Origin of the sequence: Kiloniella laminariae, assembly GCF_027214005.1 — a bacterium.
Lineage (GTDB): Bacteria > Pseudomonadota > Alphaproteobacteria > Kiloniellales > Kiloniellaceae > Kiloniella > Kiloniella laminariae_A.
Map to the genome: position 1 here is coordinate 30,451 of NZ_JAPWGY010000001.1, position 15,101 is coordinate 45,551.

The window sequence follows — 15,101 nt, forward strand, 5'->3', positions numbered from 1 at the left end:
TAATATGTTATTAGAGACCAATCGGTCCAAAACACAAAACTGTGATGAACAGAAGTATGTCAGCAGAATTTGAGACAGGACTGTTAAAGATAGCTGATAACAAGACCAAGGGTTGATCGAGATGGCTCGACCGCGTGAATTTGATATCGAGGTTGCTGTTGAAGCGGCACTCCAGGTTTTTTGGGCCAGAGGCTATGATGGTGCTGGATTAGGTGAACTTCTTGAGGTCATGCAGATCGCAAGAAGTAGCCTCTACAAAACCTTTGGTGACAAGCGGTCGCTTTTCCTGGCGGCATTGGCGCATTATGACATAACACGGGTCTCGGCAGCAGTTTCCCTGTTACGCGACGGATTGGTTCCGGATGGGGGGCAGAGAATTGCAAACTTATTAATGTCTGTCGCCGAGGTCATTGAGGCGCAGGGTGATCGACGGGGCTGTTTTCTTTGTAATACGGCTGTGGATCAGGCGCCGCATGATGCCGAGATTTCCGCGCAGGTGCGCCGGATGATGGGGCGAATGGAAGCTGGTTTCTTCAGTGCCCTTGAGGCGACGGACCTAGGACGAACCCGGTCCCGGGATGGCAAGGGGGAGGCGAGGATGTTAAAAATCGCCCGGAGCCTGAATACGATCTATAACGGGGTGAGGGTGATGGCCAAAGCTGGCTACCCAGCTGCAGAAATCCGGACAGAAGTTCAGGCCCAACTGCAACACAATGGTTTGGCGAATACAGGGGCCGTCTCGAGCTAAACTTACTGGCACTCCTTAATTCCAGGCCAATAGTCGAGTAAACAAGCCGCGTTACACTTCATGAAGAACAGAGGCCAGATCGTCGGAATACAAAAAGTATAAAATGACATCCTAAAGGTGTATCTTAAGATGTTTTCCACTTTATTGGCGTAATCTTCCTGCCAGAATGATATTGTTTCTGAAAATAACAGGTAAGATTCTGATTAATGTTCTAGGGGTAGGCAAGGCTCTATGCAGGAACAGGATGGATTGACGAGTCTCTCTCAGGAAATGCGATGCTCGCCGTAAATCAAAAAGATGTAGAACAGGGTAAAGCCGATAAAGGGGTGCCCCGGCATGAAAGGGATAATGCTGCCGGTTACCGGGGCTTGAGCCGCTTTCATCTGCGCTGGCGCATTTACCTGGCTTTTTTCTTCAGCATTGCTTTGTTTACCTTTGGGGGAGCACTGACCGTTTTCATTCTTGAGGACGAGCGGGCTATTCTTGAGCAGACGCAAAATTATCAGGCAAGGCGTCTTTCCGATCTTACTGGCCTGTTTCGACGCCTTACCGATGCCAACAGCGCTCTTTCTGTCCTGCTGTCCGGCAATGATGAGGAAACAGCTGATGACGAGCTGTTCAAGTCTGCTTTACCCTATGTGCAAGAGTTAAAAAGCATCCGGTACCTGCTCGAAGAAATCCGCTCAGATCCTGCCCTTGTCGAAGCGGAAGAACGATACTTGCTTAATGTTATTGCCCGTCTGGAAAGTTATCAGCAGGTCATTTCCTCTGCGGTAGAGATTCCGCAGAGCATTCAGCATGTCAAACTTACCGACTTGCGTCATACAAGTGATCGTTTTCTCCGGATATCGGAAGCTTTTGGAGAATATGTCGATTACTACAGCGACCGGACAGATGGTGATATGGGGGCCCTGCTGGAGCGATATTCCTTTTATATCCCCTTGTTTGTGACCTCTATGATCATTGGTTTTTTTGTCCTCGGCGGTGTCGCCTTGGGCGTCTCTTCCTCTATCGTTAATGATCTTGCACGCGTGACCCGGACATTAGCGCTTCTGGCGCAGGGGCGAAATGTCAGCCAGTTGGAAGGGCTGGAACGCAAGGATGAATTCGGGGATATTGCCAGAGCAGCTGATCTGTTTCGCCATAATCTTAAACGCCTTGACGATCTCCGGCATTTGCAACAGAACGAGAGCGCTTTGAAGGACCGTATAAAAGAGCTGGGTGAGGCGGAGGGACAGCTGGAAAACCAGGTCGAATTCCTGCAGGGATTTGCCCAGAATCTTGACGACGCCAGACACAAGGCCGAAGCCGCGGTTATGTCGAAAAACCAGTTTCTCGCCCATATAAGCTATGAACTGAGATCCCCCCTTAACAATGTCATCGGTTTCTCGCAAATCATGACCCAGGAGATGTTTGGTCCCATTCAGGATCAACGTTACAAGGACTATGCAATTCTGATTGAGAAAAGCGGGACAGATTTGCTGCAACTCGTGGATGACATCCTTGAACTGGCAGATCTTGAAGCAGGCAAGATCAAGCTTGAAGAAGAACCGCAAGATATCAAGGAACTGTTTGAGAGTTGTGAGCGAATGGTGAGTACTCATGCCAGAGAAGCGGGAGTGGATTTGTCGTTCGAAGTTCTGCCCATTGGATTGCAGCTTGTTTGTGACTTTCGCGTTATCCAGCAGGCTTTATTGAACCTCTTGTCCAATGCGATCAAGTTTTCTGATCAGGGTGGGCAAGTTCATCTGTGGGGAGGTTTGAATAATGTTGGTAATGTTTGCCTTTCTATAAAAGATACCGGTTGCGGAATGGACCCTGCCATAGCTCAACAAGCTCTGGAACCTTATGGAAAGGGTTCCGTTGCTTTGGTCAGGGGGCGACGGGGCGGCGGATTTGGGCTGCCTTTGGCCTCTGGTTTTGTTGCCATGCATGGGGGGCGTGTGACAATCGACAGTGAAATCGGGAAGGGGACCATGGTTACCTGTCTTTTCCCGGCAGAACGCACACAGTTACCAAAAGACAGTCCGCAATTTGAGCAAGCCGAATAGCGGTTATGATGCTGTGATCAGGTTTATTCCCTAACCTGGCCTTGATGACTTTCCTTCTTCAACGTAGTTTTGCCGGAAACCGGATTCTGCCGGCTGTACTCTTCGTTGGAAGGTTGTGTTATGTCGGCACCACGTCGGGCATTTATGTTTTTGGTTATTGCTCAGTTGCTGTGGGCGGGAAACTTTATCGTTGGTCGGGCTTTTGCCGCTGATATTGCGCCGCTAACCCTGTCATTCTGGCGCTGGACTGTTGCTTTCGCCTGTCTGTTACCCTTTGCCGGGCCAGCCCTCGTCAGAGAGTGGCCGCTCTATCGGCCTGTAATCTGGAAAATGATCCTGCTCGCCCTCTTGAGTGTGACCAGCTTTAATACCTTGTTGTATTTTGGTTTGCAGACAACAGGGGCAACCAATGCAGCGCTGTTGAACTCGATGATTCCGGTTATCATTATTACCCTGTCATTTCTCTGCTATGGCGAACGCATTCGTTTGATCCAGATTGTTGGAATCATGGTATCTTTTTGCGGTGTACTCGTGTTGATTACCCGGGGGAATTTTGAAAACCTGCTGGGACTTACACTGAACAGTGGAGACTTTCTGGTGTTAGGGGCCGTTGTGTCCTGGGCTTTTTATTCTCTCTGGCTGCGATGGAAACCGGAAGGTGTCTCGCTTTTTTCCTTTGTGCTGCTCAGTATTGGAATCGGGGACTCCTTTCTTGGTGTGATCTATTTTTCCGGAGTGCTTGAAGCAGCACCCCTTGAGTTGAGCCTGAACAATATTCTTGCAGTTTTTTACGCCAGCGTACCCGTATCTATCCTGGCTTTTACCAGCTGGAACATTGGTGTCAGGCAGGTCGGGGCCAGTCTTGCAGGTCAATTTATTCATCTGTTGCCGGTTTTTGCATCTGCAATGGCGATTATCCTGTTGGGCGAGAAACCTGAACTTTATCACGGTGCTGGTGCGATTTTGATAGGGCTCGGTGTATGGTTTTCAGTACGTAAAAAACGCCGTGCGATTAAGGTCGAACCTGTTTGATTCCCAAATAATGATAACTGAAAAAGAATCATGTTCACTTTTTGTTCTTTATTCTGTATCTTCAGAAAATGAACAAAGACACAGCTTTCGACCAACATCCCGATGAAGCGGGAAATCGTATAAAAGGAGATCTGCATCCTGACTCTCGCCGGGGCAGGGGCGCGCTTTCTAATCGTGTTGGAAGGTTCGAGAAATCTGAAAGAGAGCGTGTTGATGATGGTTGGGGCAGTCTTGAAGAGGGGACGAAGCTTAAAACAGAGGTAAGAGTGGATCCCAGCCGGTCAGTTATTTCCAGAAATAGCTCGCCGGATGTTCCGTTTGAACAGTCCTTCAACCCTTACAAAGGGTGTGAACACGGCTGTATTTACTGTTTTGCACGCCCAACACATGCATTTCTCGGTTTGTCGCCGGGGCTGGATTTTGAACGGCTGATTTTTGCCAAAGAGGAAGCCGCAGCTCTGTTGGCGGCAGAACTCTCCAGGCCATCCTATCAATGTAAGGTCATTGCGTTTGGTGCCAATACGGATCCCTATCAACCGATTGAGCGCGAACAAAATATAACCCGACAGGCGTTGGAAGTCTGCGAGGCATTCAACCAGCCTGTTGCCATTATTACCAAGGGCAATCTTGTCCTGCGGGATGTTGATATCCTCGAGAGGATGGCGCGAAAAAACCTTGCCTCGGTTGCGATTTCATTGACAACTCTGGATCGCAAACTTGCCCGTACAATGGAGCCACGTGCCGCAACCCCGATGCGGCGTCTGGATGCCATTCGAGAGCTGACACTCAGGGGGATCAAGGTATCAGTGCTTGTCGCGCCAATTATTCCAGCCCTGAATGATCATGAAATTGAGCGCATCATAGGACTTTCAGGAAGGGCAGGGGCTGTGAGTTGCAGCTATGTTTTACTCCGCCTGCCAGGTGAAATCCGGGATCTCTGGCTTGAATGGCTGGAGAACAACTACCCGGACAGGGCTGGGCGTGTCATGAAGCTGCTGCAGTCAATGAGGGGTGGAAAAGATTATGACCCCCGTTGGGGAAAGCGCATGCAGGGGGAAGGCGTTTACGCAAAACTGCTGTCTGATCGCTTTCATCTCGCCCGGCAAAAGTACGGCCTTAACAAGAGATCCCTTCGTCAACTCGATACATCTCTTTTTTCTGTTCCCCATCAGTACAGGAAGTCTGTTTCATCGCTAAAGCAACTTGATCTTTTTTCGTGAAAAATTCTGAATTTTCCTTCAGAGGGCCGGGTCCTTTTTTTGTCACAATCATACGTTACATTTTCTCTGGGTCCCCGATCCGGTTTTGCGTAATCTGCGCGTCCTGTTTTCTATTCCAATAAAGGTTGATCCAGTGTCAGACAGTTCAGAAAAGATCTTTGAAATTCGTCATGCGAATGAAGAAGATGTCCAGATTTTCTGTGATTGGGCCGCAATGGAAGGCTGGAATCCCGGGCTAAGGGATATCCAGTGTTTTTATGGAGCGGATAAATCGGGGTTTTATATTGGCTGGCTTGGGCCGGAACCGGTTGCCTGTATATCAGCAGTGAAGTACGGCACGAGCCATGGTTTTATCGGGTTCTACATTGTCCGTGAAGATCAGCGTGGAAAGGGGTATGGCCTTAAGATCTGGAACCATGCAATGGCGTCCCTTGAAGGGAGAATTATCGGACTTGATGGTGTTGTGGATCAGCAGGACAATTATGCCAAATCAGGCTTTGCCCTGGCCTATCGCAACATCCGGTTTGAAGGCGTTGCCCCGGATCTGGCGCATTCTGATAAAGAGGGGCGCATCTCTGTTTCTGATACCCGTGGTGTTCCCCAGCATCTGCTGGTTGATTATGACCGTCTGCATTTCTTCACGGAACGAAAGGCTTTCCTTTCATGCTGGTTGAAAGGGGAGGGACACGAAGGTCTTGCCATACTCGAGCAGGGAAAGGTGGTTGGGTACGGGGTCATGCGCCCTTACGCCGACGGCTATAAGATCGGGCCACTTTTTGCAGAAAACGTGCTGATTGCAGACGAGCTGTTTCAGGCATTTTGTCATAAAATTCCGGGCAGCAATATCATTCTTGATGTACCAGAAGAGAATATTGCGGCGGTAGAGCTGGCCAGGAGATATCAGTTGAAGCAGAGTTTTGAAACGGCCCGGATGTATCGAAACGGGATGGCAGATTTACCATTGGCACAAATCTTTGGTGTGACAAGTTTTGAGCTTGGCTAGAACACTTTTTGCGTGAAAATAAAAAACGTCAATCGCTGACTGCGACCTTGTGAAGCGGCGAAATAACTCGTTTTCCGGATTTTTAGCGCGTATCTATGGTTTCTCAAAATGAGGGGAACAAGGTTCTGCATCAAGCAGTAACCAAACAAGGTAATCGGAAAGTCTGACAACCATGCAAAATACTACTGATGCCGACAAGTCCTATCCTGAACTTTCAGCGATGAAAACGGGATTGCGTGGAAAGTGTCCACGTTGTGGAGAAGGAAAAATTTTCGATGGATTTCTGACGATCGCCAAGGACTGCAAGGCTTGTGGCTTGAGCTATTCCTTTGCCGATCCTGCTGATGGTCCGGCGTTTTTCATCCAGATGCTTTTTTGTGTACCGGTCGTGATTTTTGTCTTGTGGTTCGAGGTGAAAATTGAGCCGCCAGTCTGGGCGCATATCCTGACGACGCTTCCCCTGTTGATCCTGACCTGTGTGCTGCCTTTGAGGCCACTCAAAGGTTGGCTGATCGCCAGTCAATTTTTCTTCAAGGCTGAAGAAGGACGTTTGGTAACCAGGGAAGACTGATCAGCTCTCCAGCTCCCGGTTCAAGATCAGCGATGTCCGGAGTTCATCGACCACAGGGTTGTTTGATATTTTATTCCGGACTTCATTCAGGGCTTCAGGACTGCCCGCCCGGACTTCGATCAGAAGGTCCGGGTCGCCGGCCAGAGAATAACAGCGCAAGATTTCGGGGAAGCTCGAGATTTCATCTATCAGGGTGATCGCGGGAGTTCGTTTGAGCCGAACAAAGAGGAAAGCGCCAAAACCTGACGTGGCGGCGTTTTTGAGCTCAACTCTGTAGCCCGTGATAACACTGTCACTTTCCAGCTTTTGCAGGCGATGACGTACAGTGGACCGTGCCAGATTTGTCTGAGCAGAAATGCCCTTGATCGTTTCACGGGCATTCTTGCGCAAAACCTGCAGAATAGCCCGATCAGTTTCGTCCAGTTCACGCATGGAATCCTGCCTATATGAAGATGGGGCGAGATTATCAGGCAGCAACCAAAAAAACAATCAAACGTGCACAATGGCGAAAGATATCGCCGGGATAACATACTAAAGTAAAACCAACTACTTGGTTCGCACAGTTAGGTATTCCCATGGCACAAGACACACTCCATCTTTACAGCGCAGCGGAAGCAGAATGTCTCTTCCAGGAATTATATGGTCCTGTTGGCAGGGCAACGGCCTTGCCGAGCGAACGGGATCAGAATTTCAAGCTGGTTGTTGAGGGGGAGGGTGCCTTTGTTCTGAAACTCTATGCACCAGAGACAGACAGAATTTGGCTGGAAGCCCAGGATGCCCTGCTTCAGGAGTTGGCCGAAAGAGATGCTGATCTTCCTTTGCCCCGGGTTGTTCCCAATAATAAAAATAAGATAACGGATGAGGTTCTCGACCCGTCAGGCAAACCCCGTCCGATCCGTCTGCTGAGCTGGATGGAAGGGGAGGTCTGGAACAAGGCGGCGCAGAAACAGGATCTGGATTATTCCCAGATTGGGCAATTGATGGGGCGGATGGACAAGGCCCTTAAATCGTTTGGTCATGAAGGGGCGAACCGGACCTTCCTTTGGGATATTGCCCAGGCTGTAACCCACCGTGCTTTCCTTCATCTGATAGATGATGAAAAAATCAGATCGATTGTCACGGACATTCTGGACAGATTTGAGCAGGAAAATGCCTGTGCACTTAATAAGTTGCCATCTCAGGTTATCCATAATGATGCCAATGATTATAACATCCTGGTGGATAAGCAGGGGCAGATCAGTGGTCTGATTGATTTTGGCGATTTTATCAATAGCTACCGGGTTTGTGATCTGGCTGTTGCCTGTGCCTATGCCATGCTTGGCCAAAGAGACCCGGTTGGCCGGGCTTGTGATGTTGTCTCGGGCTATCACAGGGTTAATCCCCTGACAGCCGGAGAAATCGCGCTGGTTTATGATCTTGTCCAGGTCAGGCTGGCTGAATCAGTCTGTATGGCGGCCCAACAATATGCCGCCAATCCGGAAAATGAGTATCTTCTGATCAGCCAGAAAGACGTGCGGGAGCTTCTGATCCGCATGGAACAGATAAACAGGGAAGTGGTTCATTATCGCTTTCGTGATGTCTGTGGTCTGGAAGCCTGCCCGGGATCCCGCAAGCTGGTCCAGTGGCTTTCGGCCAATGCAGACCAGATCGGACCAATTTGTGATCCGGCGCTTTCTGCGGATAACGTTCTTGTCCTGGATCTCTCGACATTGTCTGTAGATGAAGAGGGGAAAGCCCTTGATGCAGAAGCTGCCACCAATCTGATCTTCTCGATAATGGAGGAGGCTGGTGCTGAGGTGGGGATCGGCAACTACCTTGAGGACCGCAATGTCTATAAAGGTGATTTTTTTGAAACGGTCGATCCGGAAGAACGTCGAACAGTTCATTTGGGTATCGATCTGTTTTTGCCGGCCTATGCCCCGCTCTATGCGCCCCTTGATGGTAAGGTCAGAGTTCATAACGACAACACCCGGGACTATGACTATGGTCCGGTGGTGATTCTGGAACATGAGACGGACGAAGGGCAGGTTTTCTATACCAAGTATGGCCATTTGAGCCGTACATCTCTTGCTCTCTGGGAGGGTGGCAAGGCGTTTAAAAAGGGCGAGTTGATCGGGTATGTCGGCCCTTATCCCGAAAATGGTAACTGGGCACCGCATGTGCATTTTCAGCTGCTGCTTGATCTGATGGGGATGGAAAATGATGTCTGCGGGGTCGCGGCACGCAGTGAACGCAATGTCTGGGCATCGGTTTGCCCGAGCCCGAACCTTATACTGGGTATGCAGATCAAATGCGAGGGGACTATAGTACGTTCGGCAAGGGATATCCGATCTGAACGGGCGCGTCATCTCGGGCCAAACTTGAGCCTTTCCTATCGTGCTCCGTTGAAGATTGTCCGGGGTGAGGCGCAGTTTCTATATAGCGACAGCGGAGATGCCTATCTCGATATGGTCAACAATGTCTGTCATGTCGGGCATTGTCACCCGCGGGTGGTCAAGGCCGCCACATCACAATTACCTGTGCTCAATACCAATACCCGTTATCTGCATGATAATATTGTCAACTATGCACGGGAGTTGCTTTCGACTTTCCCTGAGCCTCTGGAAGTCTGTTTTTTTGTCAATTCCGGCAGTGAGGCAAATGACCTCGCCTTGCGTCTGGCACAAAACTATACCGGAAGCCGTGACATGCTGGTCGTGGACCATGCCTATCATGGCAATCTGACGTCGCTGATTGATTTGAGCCCCTACAAGTTTAACCGCAAAGGCGGCAAAGGCAGGCCGGAGCATGTGCGGGTTTGCCCGATGCCGGATGGCTATCGTGGTCCTGTCAAGGCGAGTGACCCGGATTGCGGGGACAAATATGCTGACATGGCAATCAGGGAACTTCGGGCATTAGAGCAGGCCGGAGGCAAACCCTGTGCCTTTATCGCGGAATCTCTTTTGGGCTGCGGCGGGCAGATCGTTTTACCGCAAGGCTATCTGCCAAAGATCTATCAAGCTGTGCGGGCTTCGGGAGGGTTGTGCATTGCCGATGAAGTTCAGGTCGGCTTTGGCCGGATCGGCGAGCATATGTGGGGCTTTGAACAGCAGGGGGTGGTGCCGGATATTGTGACTCTTGGCAAGCCGATCGCCAATGGTCATCCTATGGGGGCTGTTGTGACGACCCGTGCGGTTGCTGATGCTTTTGTTACCGGAATGGAGTATTTCAATACTTTTGGCGGCAACCCGGTATCCTGCGCTATTGGTCTTGAAGTCTTGCAAGTTGTCCGCGATGAGCGCCTGCAGAATAATGCCCGTAGGGTCGGTGAACGGATGATGCAGGGGTTGAGGCGGATGGTCGATAACCACCCGCTTATTGGTGAAGTTCGGGGGATGGGGCTGTTTATCGGAGTTGAACTGGTGCAAGATCACGACACGCTGGAGCCAGCAACTCTTGAAGCTGGGAAGCTTGTCAATCTGATGAAAGAGTGCGGCATTTTGCTCTCTACCGACGGGCCGTTGGATAATGTGGTAAAAATCAAGCCCCCGATTTGTTTCTCAGCTGATGATGCGGAGCGTTTCTTGCGGGAGTTTGATCGTTGCCTCGCCCTGGTGGAGCAGGAATAGCTTCGATCTAACTATTGCATCAGGTTTCCTGGTAGTCAGTAACGTGAATATTTGTTATAGGTGAGCGATCAATCACTCTGGACATGTAAGATGCGTGACGGCTCGGCTACCCGTGAAAAAATCAATCAGGCGGCGCTTGAACTTTTCGCTCGTAAAGGCGTTGCCGAGACGACAACCCGGGATATCGCCGGAGGAGCTGGTATTGCCGAGGGAACAATTTATCGGCACTACAAAAGTAAAGATGAGCTGGTGCGCTCGCTGTTCCTGTCCCTCTATAGCGAGCAGGGAGAGCTGTTGGCCGTGCAGATCAGGGATGAAAGCGGGATCAAAGAGCAGATTGCCGTGATGATTCAACTGTTCTGTCGTCTGTTTGATGAGAACCGCCCGCTTTTTACCTTTCTGCTGCTGACCCAGCATGGCCAGCTTGAACGTGTTCCAGATGGAATAGTGACTCCTGTGGGGGTGATTCGGGAGGCAATTACCTGTGCGCAGGCAGCAGGACAAATCCGGAAAGGGGATCCGGATCTGTTGGCAGCCATGGTGCTGGGGGTGGTTGTCCAGCCCGCTGTCTTTAGCGTTTATGGCCGATTGAAACAGCCCTATCAGGACTTTAGTGCAGAACTGGTTCAGGCGGCCTGGGGAGTTCTGGGGCTGAGCTAGCGGGTGGACATTGAAAGAATGGGGGCAGGCTTTCTTTTGGTAAAGATAACGACATTACCGATCAGGGCAAGTGCAACGCCAAGCAGTGCATAGGGCGTCCAGAGGTAATTTTCATAAACCGTGGAAAGCGAGAGGGCGACAACAGGGAAAAGTACGGTGCAATAAGCGGCTTTTTCTGCGCCGACACGGCCCACCAGATTTAGATACATGGCAAAGCCGATGACAGTACCCGGTATGGCAAGATACAGCAGGGCACCAAGATAGCGGGGTGTTGTTTCCAGCTCGAAACTATACCCCTGTAACAGGCACCAGATGCCCAGTGTGATGCTGCCATAAACCAGGGCATAGGAATTGGCGGTGAGGACATTGCGCCCCTGTTTTTGCTGGTGCTGGGAAACCATGTTCCCAAGCGAAAAACAATAGGTTCCACACAGAGCCAGAAGCAGGCCTTTTATATTGTCTCCGGTCCAGTTCCCGCTTCCCAGATCATTCCAGAACAATGCACAGACGCCTGCGATCCCCAGGGTGGCCCCGATGAGCGAGCGCAGAGCAGGTAACTGGCGATGAAAGATAAGGCCGTTGATCATATTGAAAATGGTCGCCATGGAAAAGACAACCGCAATCAGCCCGCTGGTGGTATAGACTGTGGCGTTATAAAAAAAGAGAAAGTTTACACAAAAAAGCAGCAGGCCTTGCAGGATAAACCATCGATGTTGGCGAAAGGGAACCCAGGTCAACTTTCCAAGAGCCGACATCAGGATAATTTGTGTCAGAGCAGCAAGGGTGAACCGATAGAAAGCCGAGACTTCGACGGCGACGTCGCCGACCTGAAAGGCAATTGCCAGCCAGGTGGTACCCCAGATCAGGACAGTGCCGAGGTAGAGAAGGCTACTCATAAAACAGGATCCCTTGAAACACGGAACAGGTTGAAACGTGATCGTAACGGCGATCAGTTCCCCCGGCTATCGGGTTCTTGCTCTCTTTTTCACATTCTTGCGGTTATTATTTTATCTGCTCTTTACTCGTGCTTCTCATTTAGGGAACGGCAGGCTAGATTGTACGTGAAGTGTAAAAGCCTTCAGAAGATTATCCGGGTGTGGGTTGATGCGACCAGAAGAACTTTATGTTTACAAAGCCCTTGTTGAAGTGGGCGCAAAATCAGGTCGTTCAGCTGATCTGGGGGAAGGCCTGTCTTTGTCTACCTGGCGCAATCAAAAGGGCTTTGCTGTTTACGAACGGGCCGATCATCACAGTATGAGCTATTACCTGGAAGGCGGAAAGGACACGCGCCGCCACTCGGGAGAGAGATGTATAGGTTCGGGATATCCCGGAGCGGTCTGTATCATGCCAGCGGGTGTGCGTTCGGAGTGGAGCATTGATGCATCGTTTCGTTTTATGCACCTGTACTTTGACTGTACCTGGTTCGATCGCACTCTTGCGGAGAGCTGTGATGTTGATCCATCGGGTATCGAACTGCGTGATCTCTCTTTCCGCAGCGATCCGGTGATTGAACAGATCTGTCGAAACATTATCTATCCTCTGGATTGGCAAAGTGCTGCAGATCAGATGGCCCTGTCCCAGGCAGGTCAGCTGTTGGTTCAACATCTCGTCAGGCATTATACCAGCAGACAGCTGGAGCCTGGATTTTGCCGCGGCGGGCTTTCTCCCTATGTCTTGCGCCGGGTCAAGGAATATGTGGAAGCTTTTCTGGACCAGGGACTGACGGTGACAGAGTTGGCCCGCTCGGTGGATCTCAGCCCTTTTCACTTTACGCGGATGTTTCGTGTTTCGGAAGGGATCAGCCCGCATCAGTACGTGTTGCAGCGACGTATTGAAAAAGCCAAATATCTTTTGGGCGATAACAAGGTCTCTCTATCCGAGATTGCTCATGATTGTGGTTTCAGCAGCCAGAGCCATATGTCCACCCGCTTTCGTCGGGCCACAGGTCTGACTCCCCAGAGCTTCCGTCGATTATCCTGAGCTCTTTACTGGCTCTCTGGGGACGCGCCTGATATGAGAATAACAGGAACGTTTTATATTGTTTTTTTGAGGGAGACTATTGCTCAATGGAATCGCAGTCCGGGTTATCACAAAAAACGCGAGTTCTGGCTTTGGTCGGAAGTCTCCGGGAAAAATCCTACAATCGGGCTTTACTGCGCGAAGCCATAGCCGTTGCTCCCGAAGGTATTGATATTGTGGTTTTTGACCGCCTGGCCGAACTGCCTCTTTTCAACGAAGATCTCGAAGCTGTGCAAACGCCGGAAGTCGCGCAGGAGCTGAAGCAGGCCATCATGGCCGTGGATGCGCTGTTGATTGTGACGCCGGAATATAATTCAGGACTTCCTGCCGTGCTGAAAAACGGGATCGATTGGGCATCGCGCGGGACACCGTCAGTTTTTGCCAATCTGGCTGTGGGAATCATGGGCACCAGCCCGGGAGCTTTTGGAACAGCACGGGTACAGGCGCAATTAAAACAAAGTCTTGGCGGACTGGGAGCTTATCCTTTGGCGGCCCCTGATTTTGTCTTGCCCTTGGCAAAAAGCAAGTTTGATGATGACTTGAAAATCACGGATGAGGCCACGCGCACGCGTATGACAAAGTATCTTGAGCGTCTGGGGGAACTTGCCGTCTGTCTGGCCGCTATCCGGAAACGCTGATAGGGGTTTCCTGTCTTTCTCAGGCTGTCAAACTGACAAAGGGCGCTGATATAAGCGCCCTTTGTCAGTTTTATTCTTCTTCGTAGGCGTGGAGTTATTCCGCGCGGCGCATTTCGGTTTCAATGTTAAGGGTCACAACATCGGAAGTCAGCGGAGCAAAACCGCCAACGCCAAAATCACTGCGAAGGATGGAGCCTTTTGCCGAGAAGGCGACATATGGTGCACCGGCATAGGACGGAACAAAGGCCGCCAAAGGGTGATCGCCATGATGGTTCAGTGTTGCCTGCAGAGTAACCGGTTTGGTTGTGTCTTTAATCGTCAGGTCGCCTGTGACAGCATAGAAATTTTTACCTGTCTGTACGACTTTGGTGCTTTTGAAGGTGATTTCGGGAAACTTTGCGGCATCGAAAAAGTCACCACTGCTGAGATGCGCGTCAAGTTCCTCGACGTTTGTATCAATGCTTGCTGATTTGATGACAACATCGATTTGACTGTTTTCCGGCTTTTCGAAATCAATGGTCACTGTGCCGTCGTAGTCATCAAATGTACCGGACTGTGTCGACATGCCAACGTGGTTATAGGCAAAGTTGATTTCGGTATGGCCTTTGTCAAAGCTGAAGGTTTCAGCAGCCTGAGCGGATACGGCGGAGACCACAAGAGCGGTTCCGAAAGCAACGGAGGTCAATTTTTTCGAGATCTTGAGCATTTAAGGCTCCCCTGTATGTGGCTGTTCCAAATAGGTCAAAAACAGTAATTGTTGTTGCACTTACTGCTGCTTACTTAGGGATGGAGGAGTGGTTCCGTCAATGACACTCCCGGGAAACAGTCTGTGCATGGGGAAACAACAATTTCGTGATCCGGGGACTGTTCCCCACTGGAAAGAACGGTAGGGCGGTGATAAACCATACGGTGTTGTGCATTTGTTGCGGACAAGTTTTGTAAAACAACTGTTGGGGATAAGGCGTGTCTTTTGAAAGTTATTGCCAGACTGTCGCCCGGAATTTTGAAGCCCTTGGGGCTTTGGAAGGGGTAATGGTACAGGCTGCAGACATCTGGGTTGAGGCCCTGAAAAATGGCAATAAAATCATCTTCTGCGGTAATGGAGGGTCGGCTGCTGATTCCCAGCATCTCGCAGCAGAGCTGGTTGGACGCTATATTCTGGAGCGGGAATCCTTGCCTTCAATCGCCTTGACCGTCGACAGTTCTGCCTTGACAGCGATTGCCAATGATTATGGGTACGAGCAGGTTTTTGCGCGGCAGTTGAGCGGTTTGGGCAAAGCCGGTGATGTTTTTGTCGGCATCACAACCAGCGGCAACAGCGGGAATATTCTGGCGGCTGTAAAAGTCGCCCGGAAGATGGGCATCAAGGTGATGGGGTTTACTGGCAAAGGTGGCGGCCAGTTGGCAGAAGAATGTGATCTCTGTATCAAGGTTCCTTCGGACACGACCAATCATATTCAGGAAATGCACATTGCCGTCGGGCATTATCTGTGTGGCGTTACTGAAACGCGTCTTTGCAGTGTGCGCTAGATTCCATTCCCGGCAAAGACG

At 50.5% G+C, this 15,101-nt stretch carries 14 protein-coding genes; 11 read left to right on the plus strand and 3 right to left on the minus strand.

The features are described from left to right. The first annotated feature begins 121 nt into the window (after positions 1-121). The 6 genes from O4H49_RS00170 to O4H49_RS00195 all read left to right on the plus strand — a co-directional run bounded on the left by O4H49_RS00170 (position 122) and on the right by O4H49_RS00195 (position 6,625). Positions 122-748 (plus strand): TetR/AcrR family transcriptional regulator, encoded by a 627-nt coding sequence (locus O4H49_RS00170; protein ID WP_269421384.1) that lies wholly within the window; start codon positions 122-124, stop codon positions 746-748. A gap of 275 nt (positions 749-1,023) precedes the next feature. After that, positions 1,024-2,799, plus strand: a complete 1,776-nt coding sequence (locus O4H49_RS00175) for a sensor histidine kinase (protein WP_269421385.1) — start codon at positions 1,024-1,026, stop codon at positions 2,797-2,799. 120 nt (positions 2,800-2,919) lie between these two features. Then, a complete protein-coding gene (locus tag O4H49_RS00180; protein WP_269421386.1) occupies positions 2,920-3,831 on the plus strand; it encodes a DMT family transporter in 912 nt (303 codons plus the stop codon). A gap of 68 nt (positions 3,832-3,899) precedes the next feature. Further along, complete coding sequence (locus O4H49_RS00185; RefSeq protein ID WP_269421387.1) at positions 3,900-5,051, plus strand: PA0069 family radical SAM protein; 1,152 nt, start codon at positions 3,900-3,902, stop codon at positions 5,049-5,051. Between the two features lie 133 nt (positions 5,052-5,184). Beyond that, positions 5,185-6,054: a GNAT family N-acetyltransferase gene (locus tag O4H49_RS00190; protein ID WP_269421388.1), complete on the plus strand. Its 870-nt coding sequence runs from the start codon at positions 5,185-5,187 to the stop codon at positions 6,052-6,054. Positions 6,055-6,226: 172 nt separating this feature from the next. Further along, a complete protein-coding gene (locus O4H49_RS00195) occupies positions 6,227-6,625 on the plus strand; it encodes a DUF983 domain-containing protein (protein ID WP_269421389.1) in 399 nt (132 codons plus the stop codon). On the opposite strand, the gene O4H49_RS00200 is transcribed toward O4H49_RS00195, so the two are convergent. Then, complete coding sequence (locus O4H49_RS00200) at positions 6,626-7,057, minus strand: Lrp/AsnC family transcriptional regulator (protein WP_269421390.1); 432 nt, start codon at positions 7,055-7,057, stop codon at positions 6,626-6,628. A gap of 143 nt (positions 7,058-7,200) precedes the next feature. Between O4H49_RS00200 and O4H49_RS00205 the strand changes: the two genes are divergently transcribed. Both O4H49_RS00205 and O4H49_RS00210 read left to right on the plus strand, forming a co-directional pair. Further along, positions 7,201-10,233, plus strand: a complete 3,033-nt coding sequence (locus tag O4H49_RS00205) for an aminotransferase class III-fold pyridoxal phosphate-dependent enzyme (RefSeq protein ID WP_269421391.1) — start codon at positions 7,201-7,203, stop codon at positions 10,231-10,233. Between the two features lie 90 nt (positions 10,234-10,323). Then, positions 10,324-10,893 (plus strand): TetR/AcrR family transcriptional regulator, encoded by a 570-nt coding sequence (locus O4H49_RS00210; RefSeq protein ID WP_269421392.1) that lies wholly within the window; start codon positions 10,324-10,326, stop codon positions 10,891-10,893. Here the strand turns inward: O4H49_RS00210 and O4H49_RS00215 are convergent. Further along, a complete protein-coding gene (locus tag O4H49_RS00215) occupies positions 10,890-11,789 on the minus strand; it encodes a DMT family transporter (protein WP_269421393.1) in 900 nt (299 codons plus the stop codon). The two genes, O4H49_RS00210 and O4H49_RS00215, sit on opposite strands and share 4 nt — an antisense overlap. A 208-nt stretch (positions 11,790-11,997) precedes the next feature. Here O4H49_RS00215 and O4H49_RS00220 point away from each other — a divergent pair, with 208 nt between their 5' ends. Then, the gene (locus tag O4H49_RS00220; RefSeq protein ID WP_269421394.1) at positions 11,998-12,873 is read left to right on the plus strand and encodes an AraC family transcriptional regulator; all 876 of its coding nucleotides are present in this window, start codon (positions 11,998-12,000) and stop codon (positions 12,871-12,873) included. Between the two features lie 86 nt (positions 12,874-12,959). Next, a complete protein-coding gene (locus O4H49_RS00225; RefSeq protein WP_269421395.1) occupies positions 12,960-13,550 on the plus strand; it encodes an NADPH-dependent FMN reductase in 591 nt (196 codons plus the stop codon). 94 nt (positions 13,551-13,644) lie between these two features. Here the strand turns inward: O4H49_RS00225 and O4H49_RS00230 are convergent, their stop codons facing one another. Then, complete coding sequence (locus tag O4H49_RS00230) at positions 13,645-14,256, minus strand: YceI family protein (protein ID WP_269421396.1); 612 nt, start codon at positions 14,254-14,256, stop codon at positions 13,645-13,647. Between the two features lie 257 nt (positions 14,257-14,513). Here O4H49_RS00230 and O4H49_RS00235 point away from each other — a divergent pair, with 257 nt between their 5' ends. Beyond that, complete coding sequence (locus tag O4H49_RS00235; protein ID WP_269421397.1) at positions 14,514-15,080, plus strand: D-sedoheptulose-7-phosphate isomerase; 567 nt, start codon at positions 14,514-14,516, stop codon at positions 15,078-15,080. Positions 15,081-15,101: the final 21 nt, after the last annotated feature.

Coding starts and splice junctions, on each gene's coding strand:
- O4H49_RS00200 (WP_269421390.1), bottom strand. CDS start 7,057: ATGCGTGAACTGGACGAAACTGATCGGGCTATTCTGCAGGTTTTGCGC.
- O4H49_RS00195 (WP_269421389.1), top strand. CDS start 6,227: ATGCAAAATACTACTGATGCCGACAAGTCCTATCCTGAACTTTCAGCG.
- O4H49_RS00220 (WP_269421394.1), top strand. CDS start 11,998: ATGCGACCAGAAGAACTTTATGTTTACAAAGCCCTTGTTGAAGTGGGC.
- O4H49_RS00175 (WP_269421385.1), top strand. CDS start 1,024: ATGCTCGCCGTAAATCAAAAAGATGTAGAACAGGGTAAAGCCGATAAA.
- O4H49_RS00215 (WP_269421393.1), bottom strand. CDS start 11,789: ATGAGTAGCCTTCTCTACCTCGGCACTGTCCTGATCTGGGGTACCACC.
- O4H49_RS00170 (WP_269421384.1), top strand. CDS start 122: ATGGCTCGACCGCGTGAATTTGATATCGAGGTTGCTGTTGAAGCGGCA.
- O4H49_RS00205 (WP_269421391.1), top strand. CDS start 7,201: ATGGCACAAGACACACTCCATCTTTACAGCGCAGCGGAAGCAGAATGT.
- O4H49_RS00180 (WP_269421386.1), top strand. CDS start 2,920: ATGTCGGCACCACGTCGGGCATTTATGTTTTTGGTTATTGCTCAGTTG.
- O4H49_RS00185 (WP_269421387.1), top strand. CDS start 3,900: ATGAACAAAGACACAGCTTTCGACCAACATCCCGATGAAGCGGGAAAT.
- O4H49_RS00230 (WP_269421396.1), bottom strand. CDS start 14,256: ATGCTCAAGATCTCGAAAAAATTGACCTCCGTTGCTTTCGGAACCGCT.
- O4H49_RS00225 (WP_269421395.1), top strand. CDS start 12,960: ATGGAATCGCAGTCCGGGTTATCACAAAAAACGCGAGTTCTGGCTTTG.
- O4H49_RS00210 (WP_269421392.1), top strand. CDS start 10,324: ATGCGTGACGGCTCGGCTACCCGTGAAAAAATCAATCAGGCGGCGCTT.